Source organism: Paraburkholderia phymatum STM815 (assembly GCF_000020045.1).
GTDB lineage: Bacteria > Pseudomonadota > Gammaproteobacteria > Burkholderiales > Burkholderiaceae > Paraburkholderia > Paraburkholderia phymatum.
On record NC_010622.1, the window covers coordinates 2842320 to 2861647 of the forward strand.

General features: G+C 63.8%; 17 protein-coding genes. 12 read left to right on the forward strand and 5 right to left on the reverse strand.

The window, feature by feature from the left end; genetic code table 11:
• Positions 1–35 precede the first annotated feature (35 nt).
• Positions 36–2258, reverse strand: coding sequence for an ATP-dependent DNA helicase RecG (gene recG, locus BPHY_RS12810; protein ID WP_012401899.1), 2223 nt, complete (start codon positions 2256–2258; stop codon positions 36–38).
• 216 nt (positions 2259–2474) lie between these two features.
• Between recG and queA the strand changes: the two genes are divergently transcribed.
• The 5 genes from queA to secF all read left to right on the forward strand — a co-directional run bounded on the left by queA (position 2475) and on the right by secF (position 8484).
• On the forward strand, positions 2475–3536 hold the full coding sequence (gene queA / locus BPHY_RS12815; RefSeq protein ID WP_012401900.1) for a tRNA preQ1(34) S-adenosylmethionine ribosyltransferase-isomerase QueA: 1062 nt from the start codon (positions 2475–2477) through the stop codon (positions 3534–3536).
• An 84-nt stretch (positions 3537–3620) separates the two neighbouring features.
• Complete coding sequence (gene tgt / locus BPHY_RS12820; RefSeq protein WP_012401901.1) at positions 3621–4823, forward strand: tRNA guanosine(34) transglycosylase Tgt; 1203 nt, start codon at positions 3621–3623, stop codon at positions 4821–4823.
• 197 nt (positions 4824–5020) lie between these two features.
• Complete coding sequence (gene yajC / locus BPHY_RS12825; RefSeq protein ID WP_012401902.1) at positions 5021–5350, forward strand: preprotein translocase subunit YajC; 330 nt, start codon at positions 5021–5023, stop codon at positions 5348–5350.
• A gap of 120 nt (positions 5351–5470) precedes the next feature.
• A complete protein-coding gene (secD, locus tag BPHY_RS12830) occupies positions 5471–7516 on the forward strand; it encodes a protein translocase subunit SecD (RefSeq protein WP_012401903.1) in 2046 nt (681 codons plus the stop codon).
• A gap of 17 nt (positions 7517–7533) precedes the next feature.
• Positions 7534–8484 carry a protein translocase subunit SecF gene (gene secF, locus BPHY_RS12835; protein WP_012401904.1) on the forward strand — a complete coding sequence of 317 codons (951 nt, stop codon included), beginning with the start codon at positions 7534–7536 and terminating at the stop codon, positions 8482–8484.
• Positions 8485–8582: 98 nt separating this feature from the next.
• Here the strand turns inward: secF and BPHY_RS12840 are convergent, their stop codons facing one another.
• From BPHY_RS12840 to BPHY_RS12855, 4 genes are all read right to left on the reverse strand, one after another.
• Positions 8583–9860: an MFS transporter gene (locus BPHY_RS12840; RefSeq protein WP_012401905.1), complete on the reverse strand. Its 1278-nt coding sequence runs from the start codon at positions 9858–9860 to the stop codon at positions 8583–8585.
• Positions 9861–10105: 245 nt separating this feature from the next.
• Complete coding sequence (locus BPHY_RS12845; protein ID WP_012401906.1) at positions 10106–10675, reverse strand: YceI family protein; 570 nt, start codon at positions 10673–10675, stop codon at positions 10106–10108.
• Between the two features lie 52 nt (positions 10676–10727).
• Positions 10728–11291: a YceI family protein gene (locus tag BPHY_RS12850; protein ID WP_012401907.1), complete on the reverse strand. Its 564-nt coding sequence runs from the start codon at positions 11289–11291 to the stop codon at positions 10728–10730.
• A gap of 8 nt (positions 11292–11299) precedes the next feature.
• Positions 11300–11872, reverse strand: coding sequence for a cytochrome b (locus BPHY_RS12855; protein WP_041764035.1), 573 nt, complete (start codon positions 11870–11872; stop codon positions 11300–11302).
• Between the two features lie 404 nt (positions 11873–12276).
• Here BPHY_RS12855 and BPHY_RS12860 point away from each other — a divergent pair, with 404 nt between their 5' ends.
• The 7 genes from BPHY_RS12860 (at position 12277) to BPHY_RS12890 (ending at position 18755) form a co-directional block, all read left to right on the forward strand.
• Complete coding sequence (locus tag BPHY_RS12860; RefSeq protein ID WP_012401909.1) at positions 12277–13014, forward strand: paraquat-inducible protein A; 738 nt, start codon at positions 12277–12279, stop codon at positions 13012–13014.
• Positions 13015–13021: 7 nt separating this feature from the next.
• Positions 13022–13696, forward strand: a complete 675-nt coding sequence (locus tag BPHY_RS12865; RefSeq protein WP_012401910.1) for a paraquat-inducible protein A — start codon at positions 13022–13024, stop codon at positions 13694–13696.
• Positions 13689–15323 (forward strand): PqiB family protein, encoded by a 1635-nt coding sequence (locus BPHY_RS12870; protein WP_012401911.1) that lies wholly within the window; start codon positions 13689–13691, stop codon positions 15321–15323. The genes BPHY_RS12865 and BPHY_RS12870 overlap by 8 nt, the downstream gene beginning before the upstream one ends.
• Entirely contained in the window at positions 15320–16021 is a 702-nt protein-coding gene (locus BPHY_RS12875) for a PqiC family protein (RefSeq protein WP_012401912.1), read from the forward strand. Before BPHY_RS12870 ends, BPHY_RS12875 begins: the two co-directional genes overlap by 4 nt.
• 131 nt (positions 16022–16152) lie before the next feature.
• The gene (locus tag BPHY_RS12880; RefSeq protein WP_012401913.1) at positions 16153–17430 is read left to right on the forward strand and encodes a THUMP domain-containing class I SAM-dependent RNA methyltransferase; all 1278 of its coding nucleotides are present in this window, start codon (positions 16153–16155) and stop codon (positions 17428–17430) included.
• 171 nt (positions 17431–17601) lie between these two features.
• Complete coding sequence (locus tag BPHY_RS12885) at positions 17602–17985, forward strand: VOC family protein (protein ID WP_012401914.1); 384 nt, start codon at positions 17602–17604, stop codon at positions 17983–17985.
• Between the two features lie 83 nt (positions 17986–18068).
• Positions 18069–18755 carry a helix-turn-helix transcriptional regulator gene (locus BPHY_RS12890; protein ID WP_012401915.1) on the forward strand — a complete coding sequence of 229 codons (687 nt, stop codon included), beginning with the start codon at positions 18069–18071 and terminating at the stop codon, positions 18753–18755.
• The last annotated feature ends 573 nt before the right edge of the window (positions 18756–19328 follow it).

Sequence of the window (19328 nt, forward strand, 5' to 3'; positions counted from 1 at the left end):
CTGCAGTGCGAAGCGCTTTCTTGCAGCAGATTCCATCAGGCTTTCAGATATTGCTCGCGTGTGTTTAGCCAGCGCAAAAGATGCTGCGTGACGACGTTCGGATACTGCGCGAGCAGCGTCGTCGCCGCTTCACGCGCGGGTTCGATCAGCCAGCCGTCGTTTTCCAGATCGGCGAAGCGCAGCATCGCGGCGCCCGACTGCCGCGCGCCGAGAAATTCGCCGGGGCCGCGGATTTCAAGGTCACGACGCGCGATTTCAAAGCCGTCGGTGGTTTCGCGCATCGTTTGCAGGCGGGCGCGCGCCGTCATCGACAAGGGTCCCGTGTACAGCAGCACGCACACGGACGCTGCACTGCCGCGCCCTACCCGCCCGCGCAACTGATGCAATTGCGCCAGCCCGAAGCGCTCCGCGTGCTCGATCACCATCAGCGACGCGTTCGGCACGTCGACGCCCACTTCGATCACCGTCGTCGCGACCAGCAGCTGCACTTCGTTGCGGCCGAACGCGTCCATTACGCTCGCTTTTTCGACGGGCGTCAGGCGTCCGTGCACGAGCCCGACCCTCAGTTCCGGCAGCGCAGCAACGAGCGTTTCATAGGTTTCGACGGCCGTCTGCAACTGCAACGTCTCGCTTTCTTCGATTAGCGGACACACCCAGTACACCTGGCGGCCCGTCAGCGCCGCCTCGCGCACGCGGCCGATCACTTCGTCGCGGCGTCCATCGGACACGAGCTTGGTCAGGATGGGCGTACGGCCTGGCGGCAGTTCGTCGATCGTGGACACCTCAAGGTCTGCGTAGTAGGTCATTGCGAGCGTGCGCGGAATCGGCGTGGCGGACATCATCAGCTGATGCGGCTGGAAATCGCGTGCGCCGTCGGCTGCATTTTGCGCCTTGGCGCGCAGCGCAAGCCGCTGCTCGACGCCGAACCGATGCTGTTCGTCGACGATCACGAGCCCGAGCCGCGCGAACTCGACCGCATCCTGAATGATCGCGTGGGTGCCGATCACCAGTTGCGCAGTGCCGAGCGCCGCCGCTTCGATCGCGCTGCGTTTCTCTTTCGTCTTAAGACTGCCCGCAAGCCACGCGACCGTCACGCCGAGCGGCTCGAGCCAGCCGCGCAGCTTGCGCGCGTGCTGCTCGGCGAGAATTTCGGTCGGCGCCATCATCGCGGCCTGATAACCGGCGTCGATGGCCTGTGCGGCCGCGAGCGCCGCGACGACCGTCTTGCCGCTGCCCACGTCGCCCTGCAACAGGCGCTGCATCGGATGCGGCTGCGTCAGATCCTGCGCAATTTCGCCGCACACGCGCTGCTGCGCGCCCGTCAGCGAGAACGGCAGCGTCTTCAGCAGACGCGCGACCAGCGAAGTCTCGTCGGTGGCGGCGCGGCGCGGCATTGCGGGCGCGGCGCGCGTACGGCGCTCCTCGTGCGCACGCTTGAGCGAAAGCTGCTGGGCGAGCAGTTCCTCGAACTTGATACGCGTCCACGCGGGGTGGGTGCCGTCGATCAGCGCGGTCTCGTCCGAATGCGAATTCGGATGATGCAGCGTGCGCACCGCGTCCATCAGCGCAGGGACTTCGAGCGGCCGCAGATATTGCCGCTCGATGGGCTCCGGCAGCAGTTCCGGCAGCGACGTGCGCGCGAGTGCGTTGTCGATTGCCTTGCGCAGATAGGCCTGCGACACGCCCGCGGTGCTCGGATAAACGGGTGTGAGCGCTTGCGGCAGCGGCGTGTCTTCATCGACGGCACGCACGGCCGGATGCACCATCTCCATGCCGAAGAAGCCGCCGCGCACGTCGCCGCGCACGCGCAGCCGCACACCAACCGACATCTGCTTGACCTGCGAGCCGTAGAAATTGAGGAAGCGCAGGATCAGTTCGTCGCCCGCGTCGTCGCGCATTTTCACGAGCAGCTGGCGGCGCGGCCGGTACGCGATCTCATTGTCATACACGACGCCTTCCGTCTGCGCGATGTCGCCAGGCAGCAGTTCGCCGATCGGCGTCAGCGAAGTTTCGTCCTCGTAGCGCATCGGCAGATGCAGCACGAGGTCGATATCGCGTGTGAGGCCGAGCTTGGCGAGCTTGTCGGCCGTTTTGGCGAGCGTGGGCTTCTTCGCGGCGGCCTTTTTCGCCTCTTGGGGCGCGCCCTTCACACCGGCCGCAGCCGCGTCCGGCTCCGCCTTGCTCCGAACGGCGCGGCGCTTCTTCGGGGCGCTGTCGTCGTCGGTGTCGAGAGGTGAACGGGTATCGGACAAAGGCATGGGTCGCTTCGCAAGTACAATATCGGCTTCAGAAGTTTTGCGGCCAGTGTGCGCGTGAGATGCGCGCACACCGGGCCGCCGCGGCAATGTCCCGCAATCATAGCCGCTCGTGAGACGCTGTCGTAGGCGCTGATGCTTCAGCCGTCATTTCGGCTTCGCCCTCGCCGGGCGGCGCTCCCGCTTCGCACTGTTCCAACCCGCATCAAGTCAGTCCGCATGTTCACGCTTTCCGATTTCGATTTCGACCTGCCGCCCGAGCTGATCGCGCAAACCGCCCTGCCCGAGCGCAGCGCGAGCCGTCTGCTCGAAGTGAACGGGCAAACCACGCCCGCGTCGTTCGCCGACCGCCGCTTCGCCGAACTGCCCGAGTGCATCCAGCCCGGCGACCTGCTCGTCTTCAACGATACCAAAGTGCTGAAGGCCCGTTTCCTCGGCCAGAAGGCCAGCGGCGGCAAGATCGAGGTGCTGGTCGAGCGGCTGACTGGCGAACGCACGGCGCTCGCGCAGATTCGCGCGAGCAAGAGTCCGGGGCCGGGCACTGTGCTGCGTCTCGCCGATGCCTTCGATGTCACTGTCGGCGAGCGCGTCGAGCCGTTCTACACGTTGCACTTCCCCGACGACTGCCTGACGCTGATCGAGCAGTTCGGCCGTCTGCCGCTGCCGCCGTATATCGAGCACGACCCCGACGCATTCGACGAAACGCGCTATCAGACGGTGTACGCGCAAAATCCGGGTGCCGTCGCCGCACCGACGGCCGGCCTGCATTTCGACGATTCGATCTTCGCGCGGCTGGATGCAAAAGGCGTCGAACGTGCGACGCTCACGCTGCATGTAGGCGCGGGCACGTTCCAGCCGGTCCGCGTCGAGAACATCGCCGAACACAAGATGCATAGCGAGTGGTATCAGCTGCCGCAATCGCTCGTCGACAGGATCGCCGCGACCAGGGCGCGTGGCAATCGCGTGATCGCGGTCGGCACGACGTCGATGCGCGCGCTGGAAGCCGCCGCGCGCGACGCCGACGCTGCAGGCAAGCCGCTCGCCGCCACCAGCGCCGAGACGGACATTTTCATCACGCCGGGCTACAAGTTCCGCGTGGTCGACCGGCTCGTCACGAATTTCCACCTGCCGAAGTCGACGCTGCTGATGCTGGTGTCGGCGTTCGCGGGCATAGAAACGATCCGCGCGGCGTATCGTCACGCGATCGACGGGCGTTACCGCTTCTTCAGCTACGGCGACGCGATGCTGCTCACGCGCAGCGAAGACGCACTGAACGCATAATCCTTCACTCGCTGCCGGAAACGCTCCCGCAGCATTCTTCATCATGCGCCGGACTGTTTTCCGGTCTGCACACGGAGTCAACCCATGACCGACGGTCATCGCAACGCTGCACGCGCCGACGGCGCTTACCTCGGCGACCACGTTCGCCCCGACAACGGCCTGAAGTTCGAGCTGCTCAAAACCGACGGCCTGGCGCGCCGCGGCCGCCTCACGCTCAATCACGGCGTGGTCGAAACGCCGATCTTCCAGCCCGTTGGCACGTACGGCACCGTCAAGGCAATCCAGCCGCGCGAGCTTGAAGAAATCCGCGCGCAGATTATCCTCGGCAATACCTTCCACCTTTGGCTGCGTCCCGGTCTCGAAACGATCGCGGCGCATGGCGGCCTGCACGGCTTCATGGGCTGGAAGCGGCCCATTCTCACCGACTCGGGCGGCTTTCAGGTCTTCTCGCTCGGCGATCTGCGCAAGATCACCGAAGACGGCGTGACGTTCGCGTCCCCAATCAACGGCGACAAGCTGTTCCTGTCGCCGGAAGTGTCCATGCAGATCCAGAAGGTACTGAACTCGGACATCGTGATGCAGTTCGACGAATGCACGCCCTACGCGACCAACGGCGTGCCCACGTCGCACAAGGACGCCGCCGACTCGATGCGCATGTCGATGCGCTGGGCGAAGCGCTCGATCGACGAATTCAACCGGCTCGGGAACCCGAATGCGCTCTTCGGCATCGTCCAGGGCGGCATGTTCGAAGATCTGCGCGACGAGTCGCTGGCAGGGCTGTCGGAGATCGGCTTTCATGGCCTTGCGATCGGCGGCCTGTCCGTCGGCGAGCCAAAGGAAGACATGATGCGTGTGCTGAATCATATCGGCCCGAAGCTGCCCGCCGACAAGCCGCACTACCTGATGGGCGTCGGCACGCCGGAAGACCTCGTGGCGGGCGTGGCGGCGGGTGTCGACATGTTCGACTGCGTGATGCCGACCCGCAACGCGCGCAACGGCTGGCTCTTCACGCGTTTCGGCGACATCAAGATCCGCAACGCAACGCACAAGAACTCGATGCGCCCGCTCGACGAGCAATGCGGCTGCTACACCTGCCGCAACTTCACGCGCGGCTATCTGCATCACCTGCATCGCGTCGGCGAGATTCTCGGCGCGCAGCTGAACACGATCCACAACCTGCACTACTACCTCGAACTGATGCAGGAAATGCGCGACGCCATCGACGCGCAGACCTTCGACGTATTCCGGAAGCTGTTCCACGACAACCGGGCGCGCGGAACGGACTAAAGTCAAACGCGGTGTCGAAGGACTCGTGAAAAGCGCGCCTCCCATATAGCGCATCAGACATTACAATTAACTTTCGGACGGATGCCCAAAGCCCTTGACGGCCCGTCAGGAAAACCCGCTGCGGGTGCCGTCCCGTAAATGGCCGGTGGTAGAATAACCGGCTGATTTTTTTCGATTGTTATAACGGAGAGACCAACGTGTCGTTCATTTCCAATGCCTTCGCGCAAGGCAGTGCAGCAGGTGGCGCCGAATCGAGCCTGATGAGCTTCCTGCCGCTGATTCTGATGTTCGCGGTGCTGTACTTCATCATGATTCGCCCGCAAATGAAGCGCCAGAAGGAACACCGCAACATGCTCGCGGCGATGGCGAAGGGCGATGAAGTGGTGACGAACGGCGGCATCGTCGGCAAGGTGACGAAGGTCGGCGAAGCCTACGTTGGCGTCGAAATCGCAGAAGGCACCGAGATCACCGTGCAGAAGGCCTCCGTCACGACCATTCTGCCGAAGGGCACCCTGAAGTCGCTGTAAGGCCTGCTCTCTTGCGTCCGGCGCGGCCTCGCGCCGAGCGGAATCTCTATCCGCGCTTCCGCTCGCCGCGCTCATCGCCGGACGCATCGCTTTCAAGCCAACCTCCCGTTGGACCACTCCATGAATCGTTACCCCCTCTGGAAGTATGCCGTGATGCTGGTGGCGCTCGTCATCGGCCTCGTGTACACGCTGCCCAATTTCTTCGGCGAAGCGCCGGCGGTGCAGGTGTCGAGCGGCAAGGCAACGGTGAAGCTCGATTCGACCACGCTGTCGCAGGTCGAAGCGGCGCTCGCATCCAGCCAGATCAAGCCCGACGACGTCACGTTCGACAACTCGACGCAAAACGCGAACATCCGGGTGCGTCTGAAAGACACCGACACGCAACTGCGCGTGAAGGATCTGCTGCAAAAGGCGCTCAATAGCGACCCGACCGATCCGCAGTTCATCGTGGCGCTGAACCTGCAAAGCGCGTCGCCGCACTGGCTGACCGCGCTGCACGCGCTGCCCATGTATCTCGGTCTCGACCTGCGCGGCGGCGTGCACTTCCTGCTGCAAGTCGATATGGCAGGCGCGCTCAACAAGAAACTGGATTCCGACGCATCGGATGCGCGCACGCTGCTGCGCGACAAGGGCATCCGCGACGGTGGCGTGAACCGCGTCGGTCAATCGGTCGTCATCAATTTCGCGGATCAGGACGTCGCGGAAACAGCGCGCAAGCAGCTGACCGCGGGCGTGTCCGAACTGCAGTGGGCGACGCAGCCGAATCCGAGCGGCGGCTTCCAGGCGGTGGGCACGTTCACCCCTGCCGTGCAAAAGACGGTGGAGGACGCGGCGCTCAAGCAGAACATCACGACGCTGCACAACCGCGTCAACGAACTCGGGGTGGCCGAACCCGTCATCCAGCAGCAAGGCTCCGACCGCATCGTCGTGGAACTGCCGGGCGTGCAGGACACGGCGAAGGCGAAGGACATCATCGGCCGTACGGCGACGCTCGAAGCACGCCTCGCCGATCCGAACGGACTGCATCCGAATCCGTCCGACCCGGTCCCGGCGGGCGACGAACTCTTCACGCAAGGCAACGCCGTGCCCGTGCTGCTGCGCAAGTCGGTGATCTTCACTGGCGACCGCATCATCGACGCATCGGCGGGCTTCGACGAACACCAGCGTCCGTCCGTCAACATCCGTCTCGACTCGGCAGGCGGCCGTGCGGTACGCAGCGTGTCGCGCGACAACATCGGCAAGCCGATGGCGATGGTGCTGTTCGAAAAGGGCAAGGGCGAAGTGCTGACGGTCGCGACGATCCAGTCGGAACTAGGCGACCGCTTCCAGATCACGGGCCAGCCGACGCCGCAAGCGGCAACCGATCTCGCACTGCTGCTGCGCGCCGGTTCGCTCGCGGCACCGATGGACATCATCGAAGAGCGCACGATCGGCCCGAGCCTCGGCGCGGACAATATCAAGAAGGGCTTCGATTCCGTCGTGTACGGCTTCATCGCGATCGCGGCCTTCATGATCGCGTACTACATGCTGTTCGGCCTGATCTCGATGATCGCGCTGTCGGTGAACCTGCTGCTGCTCATCGCCGTCCTGTCGATGCTGCAGGCCACGCTCACCTTGCCGGGCATCGCCGCTATCGCGCTTGCGCTCGGTATGGCCATCGACGCCAACGTGCTGATCAACGAGCGCGTTCGTGAAGAACTGCGCAACGGCGCGCCGCCGCAACTGGCCATCCAGAACGGCTACGCGCATGCATGGGCGACGATTCTCGACTCGAACGTGACTACCCTGATCGCCGGTCTCGCGCTGCTCGCATTCGGCTCCGGCCCGGTGCGCGGCTTCGCGGTCGTGCACTGCATCGGCATTCTGACGTCGATGTTCTCGGCGGTGTTCTTCTCGCGCGGTCTGGTGAACCTGTGGTACGGCGGCAAGAAAAAGCTGAAGTCGCTGGCTGTCGGCCAGGTGTGGAAGCCCGCGGCAGTGGAAGGCGCAACGGCTTACCTCGACAACGCCGACGAGCAGACCGACACGGCTGCGCAGATCGCCGCAACCAAGGCGCCGAAGCAGAGGACCAAGGCTTCGGCGGGCGCGCAAGCGCGTGCGGGCAAGCCGACGCTGCGCAACCGCAACGCGCCGGGTGGCACGAACAAGCCGGGTTCGACCCGCTGAGTCCGGAGAAAGAGAACATGGAATTTTTCCGCATCCGTAAAGACATTCCGTTCATGCAGCGCGCGTTGGTCTTCAACGCGATCTCGCTGCTGACGTTCATCGCCGCCGTGTTTTTCCTGCTGCATCGCGGGCTGCATCTGTCCGTCGAATTCACGGGCGGCACCGTGATCGAAGTGCAGTATCCGGGCGCCGTGCCGCTCGAACCCGTGCGCGACACGCTGACCAGGATCGGCTACGGCGACGCTCAGGTGCAGAACTTCGGCACCTCGCGCGATGTGCTGATCCGTCTGCCGCTCAAGCAGGGCCTGACGTCGGCGCAGCAGAGCGACCAGGTGATGGCCTCGCTGAAAGGCCAGGACGCGAACGCGAAACTGCAACGCGTCGAGTTCGTCGGTCCGCAGGTCGGCAAGGAACTCGCCACCGACGGCCTGCTCGCGCTCGCGTGCGTGGTCGCGGGCATCGTGATCTATCTGTCGTTCCGCTTCGAATGGAAGTACGCGGTCGCGGGCGTGATCGCGAACCTGCACGACGTGGTGATCATTCTCGGCTTCTTCGCGTTCTTCCAGTGGGAGTTCTCGCTATCGGTGCTGGCCGCGGTGCTTGCCGTGCTGGGCTACTCGGTGAACGAATCCGTCGTTATCTTCGACCGGATTCGCGAAACCTTCCGCCGCGAACGCAAGTTGAGCGTGATCGAAGTAATCAACCACGCAATCACGAGCACGATGTCGCGTACTATCATCACCCACGGCTGTACGCAGATGATGGTGCTGTCGATGTTCCTGTTCGGCGGCCCGACGCTGCACTACTTCGCACTCGCGCTGACGGTCGGTATTCTGTTCGGCATCTATTCGTCGGTGTTCGTCGCGGCGGCGCTGGCGATGTGGTTCGGCGTGAAGCGCGACGACCTGCTGAAGGAAAAGAAGGAACGCCACGATCCGAACGATCCCAACGCAGGCGCGCAGGTCTGATCGCGAGCGTCTGAAAGAGACGTTGTTAGCACCAGAAAAAGGCCGGTTCAATCGAACCGGCCTTTGTCGTTTACATCATCGGCAGGGTGAAAAGCGCGTTACCTGAAACCGAGCTTGCGTCTTGCCGCGATCAGCGCGATCACACTCACCACGGCCGCGAGCATCAAATAGAAGCCCGGCGCAATCTTCGAACCCGTCGCGTCGATCAGCCAGGCGATGATGAACGGCCCGAAACCGCCGAAGATCGTCACCGCGATGTTATAGGCGAGCGACATGCCCGTCGTGCGCGTCTGCACCGGAAAGATTTCCGACAGCAGGCCGGGCAGCGCCCCGAAGTAACTCGTCATCAGAACGCCAAGCACGATCTGCATCGCCAGCAGCGTGCCGAAGGTCGGATGCGCGACGAGATAGGAAAAGGCCGGGCAGATCAGCAGGAACAGCAGCACGGCGGGCACGAGCATGATGCGCACGCGTCCGTGACGATCCGACAGATGCCCGACGATCGGCGAACACACCAGCTGGATCACGCCGACCAGCGAAATCGCCGTGAACGCGACGGACGGCGCGAGCTTCAGCTGCTTGATCGCGTACGTCGGCATGAACAACACCAGGTACGTCGCCACGGTGCCGAGCACGACAATGCCCATGCCGATGAAAAGCCGCGTCTTCTGGCTCGCGAACGTATCGCGAATCGGCGTTTGCGTCGTTTCGGCGGCGAGGAACTCCGGCGTTTCGTCGAGCTTCGTGCGGATGTACCACGCGACGGGCCCGATCAACAGGCCGAAGAAAAACGGCACGCGCCAGCCCCACGCGTTCAGCTGCTCGGGCGATAGCTGCCCCGTCAGCATGGCCCCGAACAGTGCGGCCAGCAGGGTAGTCAGCCCCTGGCTCGCGATCTGCCAGCTGGCGAAATAGCCACGCCGCCCGGGCACGTGTTCGGCGAGAAAGGCTGTCGCGCTGCCGAACTCCCCGCCCGCCGAAAAGCCCTGCATCAGACGCGCGACGACGAGAATCAGCGGTGCCGCAAGGCCGATCGACTGGTACGTCGGCAGGACGGCGATGATCAGCGTGCCCATCATCATCAGCAGAATGGAGAGTGTCAGCGCAGCCTTGCGCCCTGCCCGGTCCGCATAGGCCCCGAGCATGATCGCACCGAGCGGCCGCATGAAGAACGACACGCCGAACGTGCCGAGCGTCAGCAGCAGGGAGACGGTCTCGTTGCCCGCCGGAAAGAACAGCTTCGAAATGACGACGGCGAAAAAACCGTAAACGACGAGGTCGAACCATTCCAGCGCGTTGCCGATCGACGCGGCCACCACCGTGCGCCACGTATCGGAACGGCGCTGCGCCGTGCTCGCGGCTATCGTTGAACTCATTGTGGATCTCCAGTGCGCGCGGTAGTCCTTATCGTGACGATTGCGAAGAATCGTCCGCGCTTCATCTTTTCACCGGATTCGATGCGCGCACAACCGATCCAGCGTCTGCGTCCACTATGAACCAAAAAATAAGTCTGCACGAGCAGTGAAAGCGCCAGGTTCTCACGCCAATAAAAAAACCGCTCCGTCGCAAGGCGAACGGAGCGGTTTGTGCGGACCGGCACGCGGTGCTGAGCGCCCGATGCTTACTGCTTGATCCCTTCAGCCTGGATATGCAGCACCGTTTTCATGCTGAAGCCGTATTTCGTGCCGAAGTCCATGCCGAAGTCCGCCCGGTTGAATTCGCCCGCCGCCTCGACGCCGCACACCTCGCGCTTCAGCACGGGATGCTGGATGCATTTAAACGACTCGATCTTGAGATTCACGGGTTTCGTGACGCCCTTCATCGTGAGCTGGCCGTCGACGGCAACGGGCGTGTCGCCGTCGAACTTGATCGACGTGCCCTTGTAGGTCGCCGTCGGATACTTTGCGACGTCGAAGAAATCGGGCGAACGCAGATGCTCTTCGAGCTTCGTATTGCCGATCTGGACCGACGATGTATCGACTGTGACTTCGACGGTGCCCGTCTTCGCCGCGCGGTCGAGCGTCACCGTGCCGGAGCTTTTCGTGAACTTGCCGCGCCAGGTCGACACGCCACCCATGTGGTCGGCTTCGAAGCTCGGATACGTGTGAGTCGGATCGAGCTGATAGGTATCGGCGGCGAATGCGCCCGCCGCCATCGACGACGCCAGCGCGCCAGCCACAATCAAACGCATCGGTTTCAATTCATTCTCCTTTCTATCTGCCTGACTGCTACGAATCCACGGATCACTTGCCTGCAGCGACGATATGGAACTTGATGGTCACGTCGTCGGCAACCACCGACGTGTCTTTCCACTCTCCCGTGCCGATATCGAACTGCGAACGCTTGACGGTCACCGCACCGTCATAGACCTGCGCCGCGCCCTGTTTCGTCACCGTGACGGGCACGACGACCGTCTGCGACTTGCCCTTCATAATCAGCTTGCCCGTCACCTTGAACTGGTTGTTACCCGCGGGCGCGATCGCGCTCGAAACGAACGTCGCCGTCGGATAGGTCTTCGAATCGAACCATTCCTTGCCGCGCACCTGTTCGTTGTAAGTTTCATCGCCGAGATCGTAGCTCGACGTATCGACCGTGACCTGTGCGGTGCCCGCCGCCGGTTTCGACGCGTCGAAGGCAATCTGCGCGGTGAACTTGTTGAACTTGCCTTCGACGGGCACGTTCATCTGCTTCGAGATCGCCGTGACCGTGCTCTTGCCCACGTCGACTTGCGCAAACGCGCTGCCCGACGCGGCCAGCGACGCCGCCGCGAACGCAGCGAGCATGTAGCGGTAGAACGATACCTTCATGTTTGTCCTTATTTGAGGAAAGGGATCATGCGCGACAACAGGCCGTCACGATTGACAATCTGATGCTTGAGCGCCGCAACGACGTGCAGCACGACCAGCACGAGCAGCGCGTAGTTGAGCGTGACGTGGACGGCCTTCAACAGTTCCTTCAGATGCGGATCGGGTGCGATCAGGCGCGGCAGCGGCACGAGTCCGAGATACACGACGGGCACATTGGCTGCCGAACTGTACAGATAGCCCGACACGGGAACCGCGACCATCAGCACGTAAAGCAGGAAGTGCGTCAGATGTGCGACGCCGCGCTGCCACGCGGGCATGTGCGAGGGCATCGGCGGCACGGCGTGGGTTGCGCGCCAGAGAATCCGGATGATGACGAGCGCGAACGCGGTCACGCCGATCCATTTGTGCCACGAGAAGTATTTGAGCTTGGTCGGCGTGAAGCCGGGGATGTCCGTCATCACCCAGCCGAGTGCAAAACCGCAGACGATCAGAAGCGCGATGAGCCAGTGCAGCGCGATGGCCGTCGATGTGTACGACGAACTGCGCGCAGAGAACGAACGAAACGAAGAGGTGTGTGCCATGACAGAACCGACATCGACATAAACGTTAAACGACCCGGGCGATGCCATTATTCCCCTCGCATCCGGTATCGGCGCCGACGGCTCTGCGCGGCGCTAATCGTACAGCAAGCAGCCGCAACCGGCTGACGCCTTCGCGCGCGGCTCGGAAATTGCTGGCGCCCATCGAACCCTGCGTATCGCATCTGTCAGAAAAGCCCGACAGAATGCGGAGATCGCGCCGAATCCGCCGACGGACTCACCTGCGCCTACCTGTACGACGTCGCTGTAGAGAGCTTTGATACTATTGCGCCAGGCCGAGTCGCGCATGCGCTTCCAACCTGCACGAACGCCACACGCGTAACACGCTGTAATACACCGACCACAAACACGACGACAACATCGCTTCCTGGATCCCGATCGACTGCATGGACCATGACCATCTGATTGCCTGTCACGAATGCGACGCGCTGTTCCAGAAGCCACGCCTTGGACGCGGACGCATCGCGCGCTGCCAGCGGTGCGGCGCGATGCTGTACTGGAGCGCATCGGGTCGACTGGACGGCATCACGGCCATGACGGTCTCCGCATTGATCACGTTCCTGATCGCGCAGGGCTTTCCCATTGTCGAACTGGAAACCAACGGCATCACGTCGCAGACCAGTCTGCTCGGCGCCATCGTCGCGCTATGGGACGAAAACATGCAGATCGTCGCGATGATGGTGTTCTGCTCGACGTTCCTTTTCCCGCTCACCGAGCTGCTCGCGCTGCTCTATCTGCTGCTGCCGATTCGCGCGGGCATCGTGCCGCCCTTCTTCAACCCGATGCTGCGCGCGATCCAGTTCGTGCGGCCCTGGGGCATGATCGAAGTGTTCATGCTCGGCGTGCTCGTGACGATGGTGAAAATGGTGAGTCTCGCGCGCGTGATTCCGGAAGCCGCGATGTTCGCGTTCGGCGCGCTCACCTTGATGTTCGTCGTGGTTGTCACGTTCGATCCGCGCACACTGTGGGACGTCGCCGAAGGATTGAGCGTACTGCAGGCGCGGCGCGAACGGCATGCGCGCGAAGAAGAAGCGCGCGCTCGCGATCCGCACGACAGCGATAACGGCGAGCCCGGCACGGGCGCGCCTGGCGTCGATGGTCCCGCCGCACCGCACCGGGGATGACAGGCCGATGAAATACATGACGGCCTCGCGCGCCGGTCTGATCGCCTGCCATGCGTGCTCGCGCGTGCAGCCGCGCGTGCGCTCGAAGGAGCCGCAACGCTGCTCGCGCTGCGGCGCGGTCATGCACCGGCGCAACCCGGACAGCCTGATGCGCACCTGGGCGCTGCTGATCGCAGCCGCCGTCCTCTACATTCCCGCGAACCTGCTGCCCGTGATGCATACGTCGTCGCTGCTCGGCGCGGAAGACGACACGATCATGAGCGGCGTCGTCTACTTCTGGACCTCGGGCGACTGGCCGCTCGCGATGATCGTGTTCATCGCCAGTATTCTCGTGCCGATGCTCAAGCTCTCGGTGCTCGCGTTGCTGACCTGCACCGCGCAGCGCCACTCGAGATGGCGGCCGCTCGAACGCACCAAGCTGTACCGGATCGTCGAACGCATCGGACGCTGGTCGATGCTCGACATCTTCGTCATCACGCTGACGGTGGCGCTGGTGCGCTTCAAATCGCTGGCCGTCATCACGGCGGGACCGGGCGCGCTCGCGTTCGGCTCTGTCGTGATCCTCACGATGATCGCCTCGATGCAATTCGATCCACGCCTGATCTGGGACGACGTGGACAACGACCAGGGCGGCGCCGCACGGCCAGCCGCCGCCAAAACTCAGGACCCGAAACATGAATAGCCCTACAGAGCCGACGCCGCCCTCCGGCGCGCCGAAGAACGAGCCGCCCGAACCCGAGATCGTCACGAAACGCGGCTGGCTGCCTTCGCTCGTCTGGGTGATTCCGCTGATCGCGGCGCTGATCGGCGTCGGCCTCGTCGTCAAGTCGGTGCTCGAGAAAGGGCCGACCATCAATATCAGCTTCGTCAGCGCCGAGGGACTCGAGCCGGGCAAAACGAAGGTCAAGTACAAGGACGTCGACATCGGCTTCGTCAAGACCATCAAGCTGGCGAAGAATCATTCGCGCGTGAACGTCGAAGTGCAGTTGACGAAGGAGGCCGAAGACTTCGCGGTGAAGGACAGCCGTTTCTGGGTCGTGCGTCCGCGCATCGGCGCGAGCGGCGTGTCGGGGCTCGGCACGCTGTTGTCGGGCGCGTACATCGGCGTCGATGGCGGCCGTTCGACGGAAACGCAGACGCAGTTCGTCGGCCTCGAATCGCCGCCCGCCGTCACCGTCGACCAGAAAGGCCGCCAGTTCACGCTGCGCGGCGAATCGCTCGGCTCGATCGACATCGGCTCGCCCGTGTTCTACCGGCGCGTGCAGGTCGGCCAGGTGACGGGCTTCTCGCTCGACAAGGACGGCACGGGCGTCACGGTGCAGGTGTTCGTCAGCGCGCCGTTCGATCAGTACGTCGGCACGAATTCACGCTGGTGGCACGCGAGCGGCGTCGACGTGCGCCTCGATTCAAGCGGCTTCAAGCTCAACACGCAGTCGCTTGCGACGGTGATCGTCGGCGGACTGGCGTTCCAGTCGCCGCCGGGACAGGCCGTAGGCGTGCAGGCGCCGAACAACATGACGTTCCGGCTCGGTTCGGACGAAGCCGACGCGATGCGCGAGCCCGACGGCGATCCCGTGCGGGTCGTGATGAACTTCAACCAGTCGCTGCGCGGACTGTCGGTCGGCGCGCCCGTCGACTTCCGCGGCATCGTGCTGGGTCAGGTGATCAACATCGGCGTCGAGTTCGATCCGCAAACAAAGAATTTCAACATGCCCGTCACGATGGATCTTTACCCCGATCGCCTGCGCCGCCGCTCGCGCGGTCAGCCCGTGCCGGAGTCGGGCACCGAAGAAAGCCGCCGGATGCTGCTCGCGCTCGTCAAGCACGGGCTGCGCGGCCAGCTGCGCACGGGCAATCTGCTGACGGGCCAGCTGTACGTCGCAATCGACCTGTTCCCGAAGGCGCCGCAAGCAACCGTCGACGTCTCGCGCGACCCGATCGAACTGCCGACCATTCCGAACTCGCTGGACGAGTTGCAACTGCAGATTGCCGATATTGCGAAAAAGCTCGATCAGGTGCCGTTCGACCAGATCGGCAAAAACCTCAACACCGCGTTGAAGAACGCCGACCATCTCTTCTCGCAGCTGGACAAGGAGGTGTTGCCGCAGGCGCGCGATACGCTGGCAGCAGCGAAGCAGACCTTCGGCTCGGCGGAAGCAACGCTGCAGCAGGACTCGCCGCTGCAATCCGACGTGCATCAGGCGCTGCAGGAACTGACGCGCACGCTGCAATCGCTGAACGCGCTGTCGGACTATCTCGAACGCCATCCCGAATCGCTGCTGCGCGGTAAATCAGGAGACAAGCCATGACGCTTGCACGCGTCCCACGAACGATGCGCGCCGCCGTGCGGACGCTGCCCGCGTTGCTGCTCGCCGCCGCGCTGGCCGCGTGCTCGTCGCCGCCGAGCCATTTCTACACGCTGTCGGCCGGCGATGCGTCGCCCGATGCCGTGCGCAGCGCGAGCAATCCCGCGTTCCTGATCGAAGTGCCGCCCGTCGACGTGCCGCCGCAAGTCGCGAAGAGCCAGCTCGTCGTGCAGACGGGGCCGACTCAGGTTCAGGTGCTCGAACAGGAGCGCTGGGCCTCGCTGCCCGGCGACGAAATTCGCCGCGCGTTGTCCAGCTCGCTCACGCAGCAATTAGGCACGATCGATGTGTACGGCTCGCCGTATCCCGAGCGCGTGCCCGTCTATCGCATCAGCGTGAACGTGCAGCGCTTCGAGTCGTGGCCCGGCTCGCGCACGCTGATCGACGCGGTATGGAGCGTGCGCGCGGTACGCACACAAGCCGTGCTGACGTGCCGCAGCGTGGTCAGCGAGCCTGTCTCGGGCAGTTACGACGCGATCGCCGACGGACATCGGCGCGCGGTGCAGCAGATTTCGACGGAAATCGGCGCCGCCGTGCGCAATCTGGCGGCGGTGCCGACGCGCGGCGCGGCCGTGACGTGTCCGGGATCGACGACGGGGCCGGCCGCTGCGCCCGCGTCCGCCTCGGCGACGAAAGGCTGAGCCGCGCGGGGCGGCGCACGCACGGAGCGCAGGCGCGGACGCTCCGGCCCGCACATGAATGAACGGCCGCAGGGCACAGCGAGGCGACCGCGTACAATGTCGCCTTAATCAACGCCTTTGCGGCAATCTCCATGTCCTTCGAATTTTTCATCCCCTGCCCGCGCGGCCTCGAAGCCGCGCTCGCCGCCGAACTCGCCGAGATCGCCGCGCGTCATCTGAAAGGCAAGCCGTTCACCGCCGGCGCGCAAGTGCCAGGCGGCGTGCACTTCAAGGGCGATTGGGCAGCCGGCATGGCCGCCAACCTGCATTCGCGGATCGCGAGCCGGGTGCTGTTGAAGATCGCGCATCGTCCGTACCGCAACGAGCAGGATATTTTTGCGCTCGCGCTCGAACAGCGTTGGGAGCAGTGGTTCTCGGCGAACGAGACGCTGCGCGTGGACGTCACCGCGATCAAGTCGCCGCTGCGCAGCCTCGAATTTGCGACGCTGCGCGTGAAGGACGCCATCTGCGACCGTCTGCGCGACAAGACGGGCGCGCGTCCGAGCATCGACACGGGCGCGCCCGATGTGCGCGTGTTCGCGTTCCTCACGGCCACCGACTGCACGCTGTATCTCGACACCTCCGGCGAACCGCTGTTCAAGCGCGGCTGGCGTCTGGACAAGGGGGCGGCGCCGCTGCGCGAGAATCTTGCGGCGGGCATTCTGCGGCTGACGGGCTGGACGCCGGGCACGCCGCTGTACGACCCGATGTGCGGCAGCGGCACTTTCCTCGCGGAAGCGGCGCAGGTCGCGCTGAGCATCGCACCGGGCGTCGACCGGCGCTTCGCCTTCGAGAAGTTCAAGCAGTACGACGTGTCCGCATGGCAGACGCTGAAGGTCGCCGCGCAGGACGCGAAGCGCGCGGCACGCGCGGGCCGCGGCGATCTGCTGATCTTCGGCAGCGACATCTCCGACAACATGCTCGACAAGGCGCGCGCGAACTTCGAACGCGCTGGCTTCCCGGCGCTGCCGCTCAAGCAGATCGACGCACGCAACATGATGCCGCCCGTGAGCGAAGCGGGCATCCTCGTCGCGAACCCGCCGTATGGCGAGCGGATCGAAGTGCGCGGGCGCGGTCCGCGCGGCGAAATTCGCAACACGGGGCGCGAAGAAGGCGGCTTCCGGCGTGCGGAAACGGATACACCGGACATGACGGAATTCTTCCAGTCCTTCGGCGATGCGCTCAAGAAGCGCTTTACCGGCTGGCATGCGTTCGTGCTGACATCGGATCGCAAGCTGCCGGGGCAACTGCGCCTGCGTGAGTCGGCCAAGACGCCGCTGTATAACGGCGCGCTCGAATGCCGCCTGTTCCGCTTCGATCTGATCGCCGGCAGCGTGCGGCAAAGACCGGCGGCGGATGCCAACGAGTAAGCGGTCTTCTTACCTCCACAAGAAGCGGGCGCCATGCCCGCTTTTTTGTTGCACGTGCACTTTTCGCCCTCGCCAACGCTACTGACAGAACGTTGTCAGTAGCATCCCAGCACACTTCTCCTACGCCATCCGGCGCAACACAAGGCACACCGCCGCTTACAGGAGAATCTCATGTCCGCACAACTCAATCGCGCAATCGCCTGGTTCGAAATTCCTTCCGTCGATTTCGATCGCGCCGTCCGTTTCTATGAAGCCGCACTCGACACGCAACTGCGCCGCGAAGACTTCGGCATGCCGATGGCGATCTTCGGTTACGACGAGCCGTCGACGGGCGGCAGCATCGTCAAGAGTTCGACACTGGAGCCGTCGGCGACGGGTACGCTCGTCTATCTGAACGCACGCCCTACCGTCGATGCGACGCTCGATCGCGTGAAGCGTGCGGGCGGCAAGGTTGAAGGGCCCGCCGTGCAGTTGCCGAACGACATCGGCTGGATCGGATTTTTCACCGATACGGAAGGCAACCGCATCGGTCTGCATTCGAAAACCAACGGATGAAGTGACGCGGAACGCGCCGGGAGAGCGCCGTGCGGCGCTATCATCGCGGGAGATTGCCCGTCTATTTTCGGGAGACCCCTACGATGACGCGTCGCGCCGACCGCCTGTTTCAGATCGCCGAACTGCTGCGCGGCCGAAGGCTGACGACGGCACAGCAACTCGCGGACTGGCTGCATGTGTCGCTGCGCACGGTCTATCGCGATGTGCAGGACTTGCAGTTGTCGGGCGTGCCGATCGAAGGAGAGCCGGGTATCGGCTACCGGCTGAGCCGCAGCGCGAGCCTGCCGCCCCTCACCTTCACGGCCGAAGAGCTGACGGCGCTCGCCGCCGGCGCGCGAATGCTCGAATCATGGGGCGGCGAAAGCATGGCGGCAGGCGCACGCGGCGCGTTGGCCAAGATCGCGTCCGCGATGCCGGCTGACAAGCGCGCGACCATCGATCGCCTTGCTTTTTTTGCGCCGTCGTTTCATGTCGACGTGAATGTGTCGGTGCTGGTCGATACGTTGCATCGGGCGATCGATGCGCATCGTGTGGTCAGCTTTGCTTATCTCGACAAGCACGGCGTTGCGACGCAGCGGAGGGTTTGGCCTCTTGCTCTTGCCTATTGGGGGGCGCGCTTTACGCTCGGGGCCTGGTGCGAGTTGCGGGGGGATTTCCGGCACTTCGCCGTGGCTAACATCGACGCACTCGACGTGCTTGAGCCCTTTCCCGATGTCGAAGGCAGACGGCTTGCCGATTTCATGCGGAGTATTGGCGTTAAGCCGCGCTGATTCGCTTACCAGTCGCGAGGCTGCGCAGGTTCTGCGTCAAGCCATCGCCGACCGGCGCGTCCGCTCGCTCAAGCGTGATATGGGCGATGTGAACGCACGCGGACAGTTAGCCTTTCGCCTAGTGCTGGAACTCGCTGCCAGGTGGCTGCAATCGGGTGCGCTCTCCAACGTGCAACGACGACGAGTAATAGGTCATATTGGAATGCGTCGACAGTTCAGGATGTTCCTCCAAAAGCTCACCCAGACTTTTCTGGTCACGTGTCATCGCGTCGACGTGGGGCCAGCGGTGAAGCATTCGTGTTGGCGCAGCGTTGTCGGACGATGCGGGGCCGGTAGCGTCCGATGGCGGAGTCAACGTTTTTGCCAATGCCTCAAACGCCGGACTCTGGGCATATAGAGGAGGGGCAAGCAAAAGCGCGCCAAGGACGCCGACCGTTGTGGCGAAGCACGCGATTCTCATATTTCTGATTTCAACACCGGACGTGTATGGGACCAACAACGGTGCCGAATGCACAAGGCCCGCGATATGAGACTTGTCCGATTTTCATGTCGAGCACCGCTATTTAGCCGCGT

Bases quoted from the DNA above. Each gene is read 5' to 3' on its own strand.
- queA (WP_012401900.1), top strand. From the start codon at position 2,475: ATGTTCACGCTTTCCGATTTCGATTTCGACCTGCCGCCCGAGCTGATC.
- BPHY_RS12880 (WP_012401913.1), top strand. From the start codon at position 16,153: ATGTCCTTCGAATTTTTCATCCCCTGCCCGCGCGGCCTCGAAGCCGCG.
- secD (WP_012401903.1), top strand. From the start codon at position 5,471: ATGAATCGTTACCCCCTCTGGAAGTATGCCGTGATGCTGGTGGCGCTC.
- BPHY_RS12890 (WP_012401915.1), top strand. From the start codon at position 18,069: ATGACGCGTCGCGCCGACCGCCTGTTTCAGATCGCCGAACTGCTGCGC.
- BPHY_RS12870 (WP_012401911.1), top strand. From the start codon at position 13,689: ATGAATAGCCCTACAGAGCCGACGCCGCCCTCCGGCGCGCCGAAGAAC.
- BPHY_RS12860 (WP_012401909.1), top strand. From the start codon at position 12,277: ATGGACCATGACCATCTGATTGCCTGTCACGAATGCGACGCGCTGTTC.
- BPHY_RS12840 (WP_012401905.1), bottom strand. From the start codon at position 9,860: ATGAGTTCAACGATAGCCGCGAGCACGGCGCAGCGCCGTTCCGATACG.
- BPHY_RS12875 (WP_012401912.1), top strand. From the start codon at position 15,320: ATGACGCTTGCACGCGTCCCACGAACGATGCGCGCCGCCGTGCGGACG.
- BPHY_RS12855 (WP_041764035.1), bottom strand. From the start codon at position 11,872: ATGGCACACACCTCTTCGTTTCGTTCGTTCTCTGCGCGCAGTTCGTCG.
- secF (WP_012401904.1), top strand. From the start codon at position 7,534: ATGGAATTTTTCCGCATCCGTAAAGACATTCCGTTCATGCAGCGCGCG.
- recG (WP_012401899.1), bottom strand. From the start codon at position 2,258: ATGCCTTTGTCCGATACCCGTTCACCTCTCGACACCGACGACGACAGC.
- tgt (WP_012401901.1), top strand. From the start codon at position 3,621: ATGACCGACGGTCATCGCAACGCTGCACGCGCCGACGGCGCTTACCTC.
- BPHY_RS12845 (WP_012401906.1), bottom strand. From the start codon at position 10,675: ATGCGTTTGATTGTGGCTGGCGCGCTGGCGTCGTCGATGGCGGCGGGC.
- BPHY_RS12850 (WP_012401907.1), bottom strand. From the start codon at position 11,291: ATGAAGGTATCGTTCTACCGCTACATGCTCGCTGCGTTCGCGGCGGCG.
- BPHY_RS12885 (WP_012401914.1), top strand. From the start codon at position 17,602: ATGTCCGCACAACTCAATCGCGCAATCGCCTGGTTCGAAATTCCTTCC.
- BPHY_RS12865 (WP_012401910.1), top strand. From the start codon at position 13,022: ATGAAATACATGACGGCCTCGCGCGCCGGTCTGATCGCCTGCCATGCG.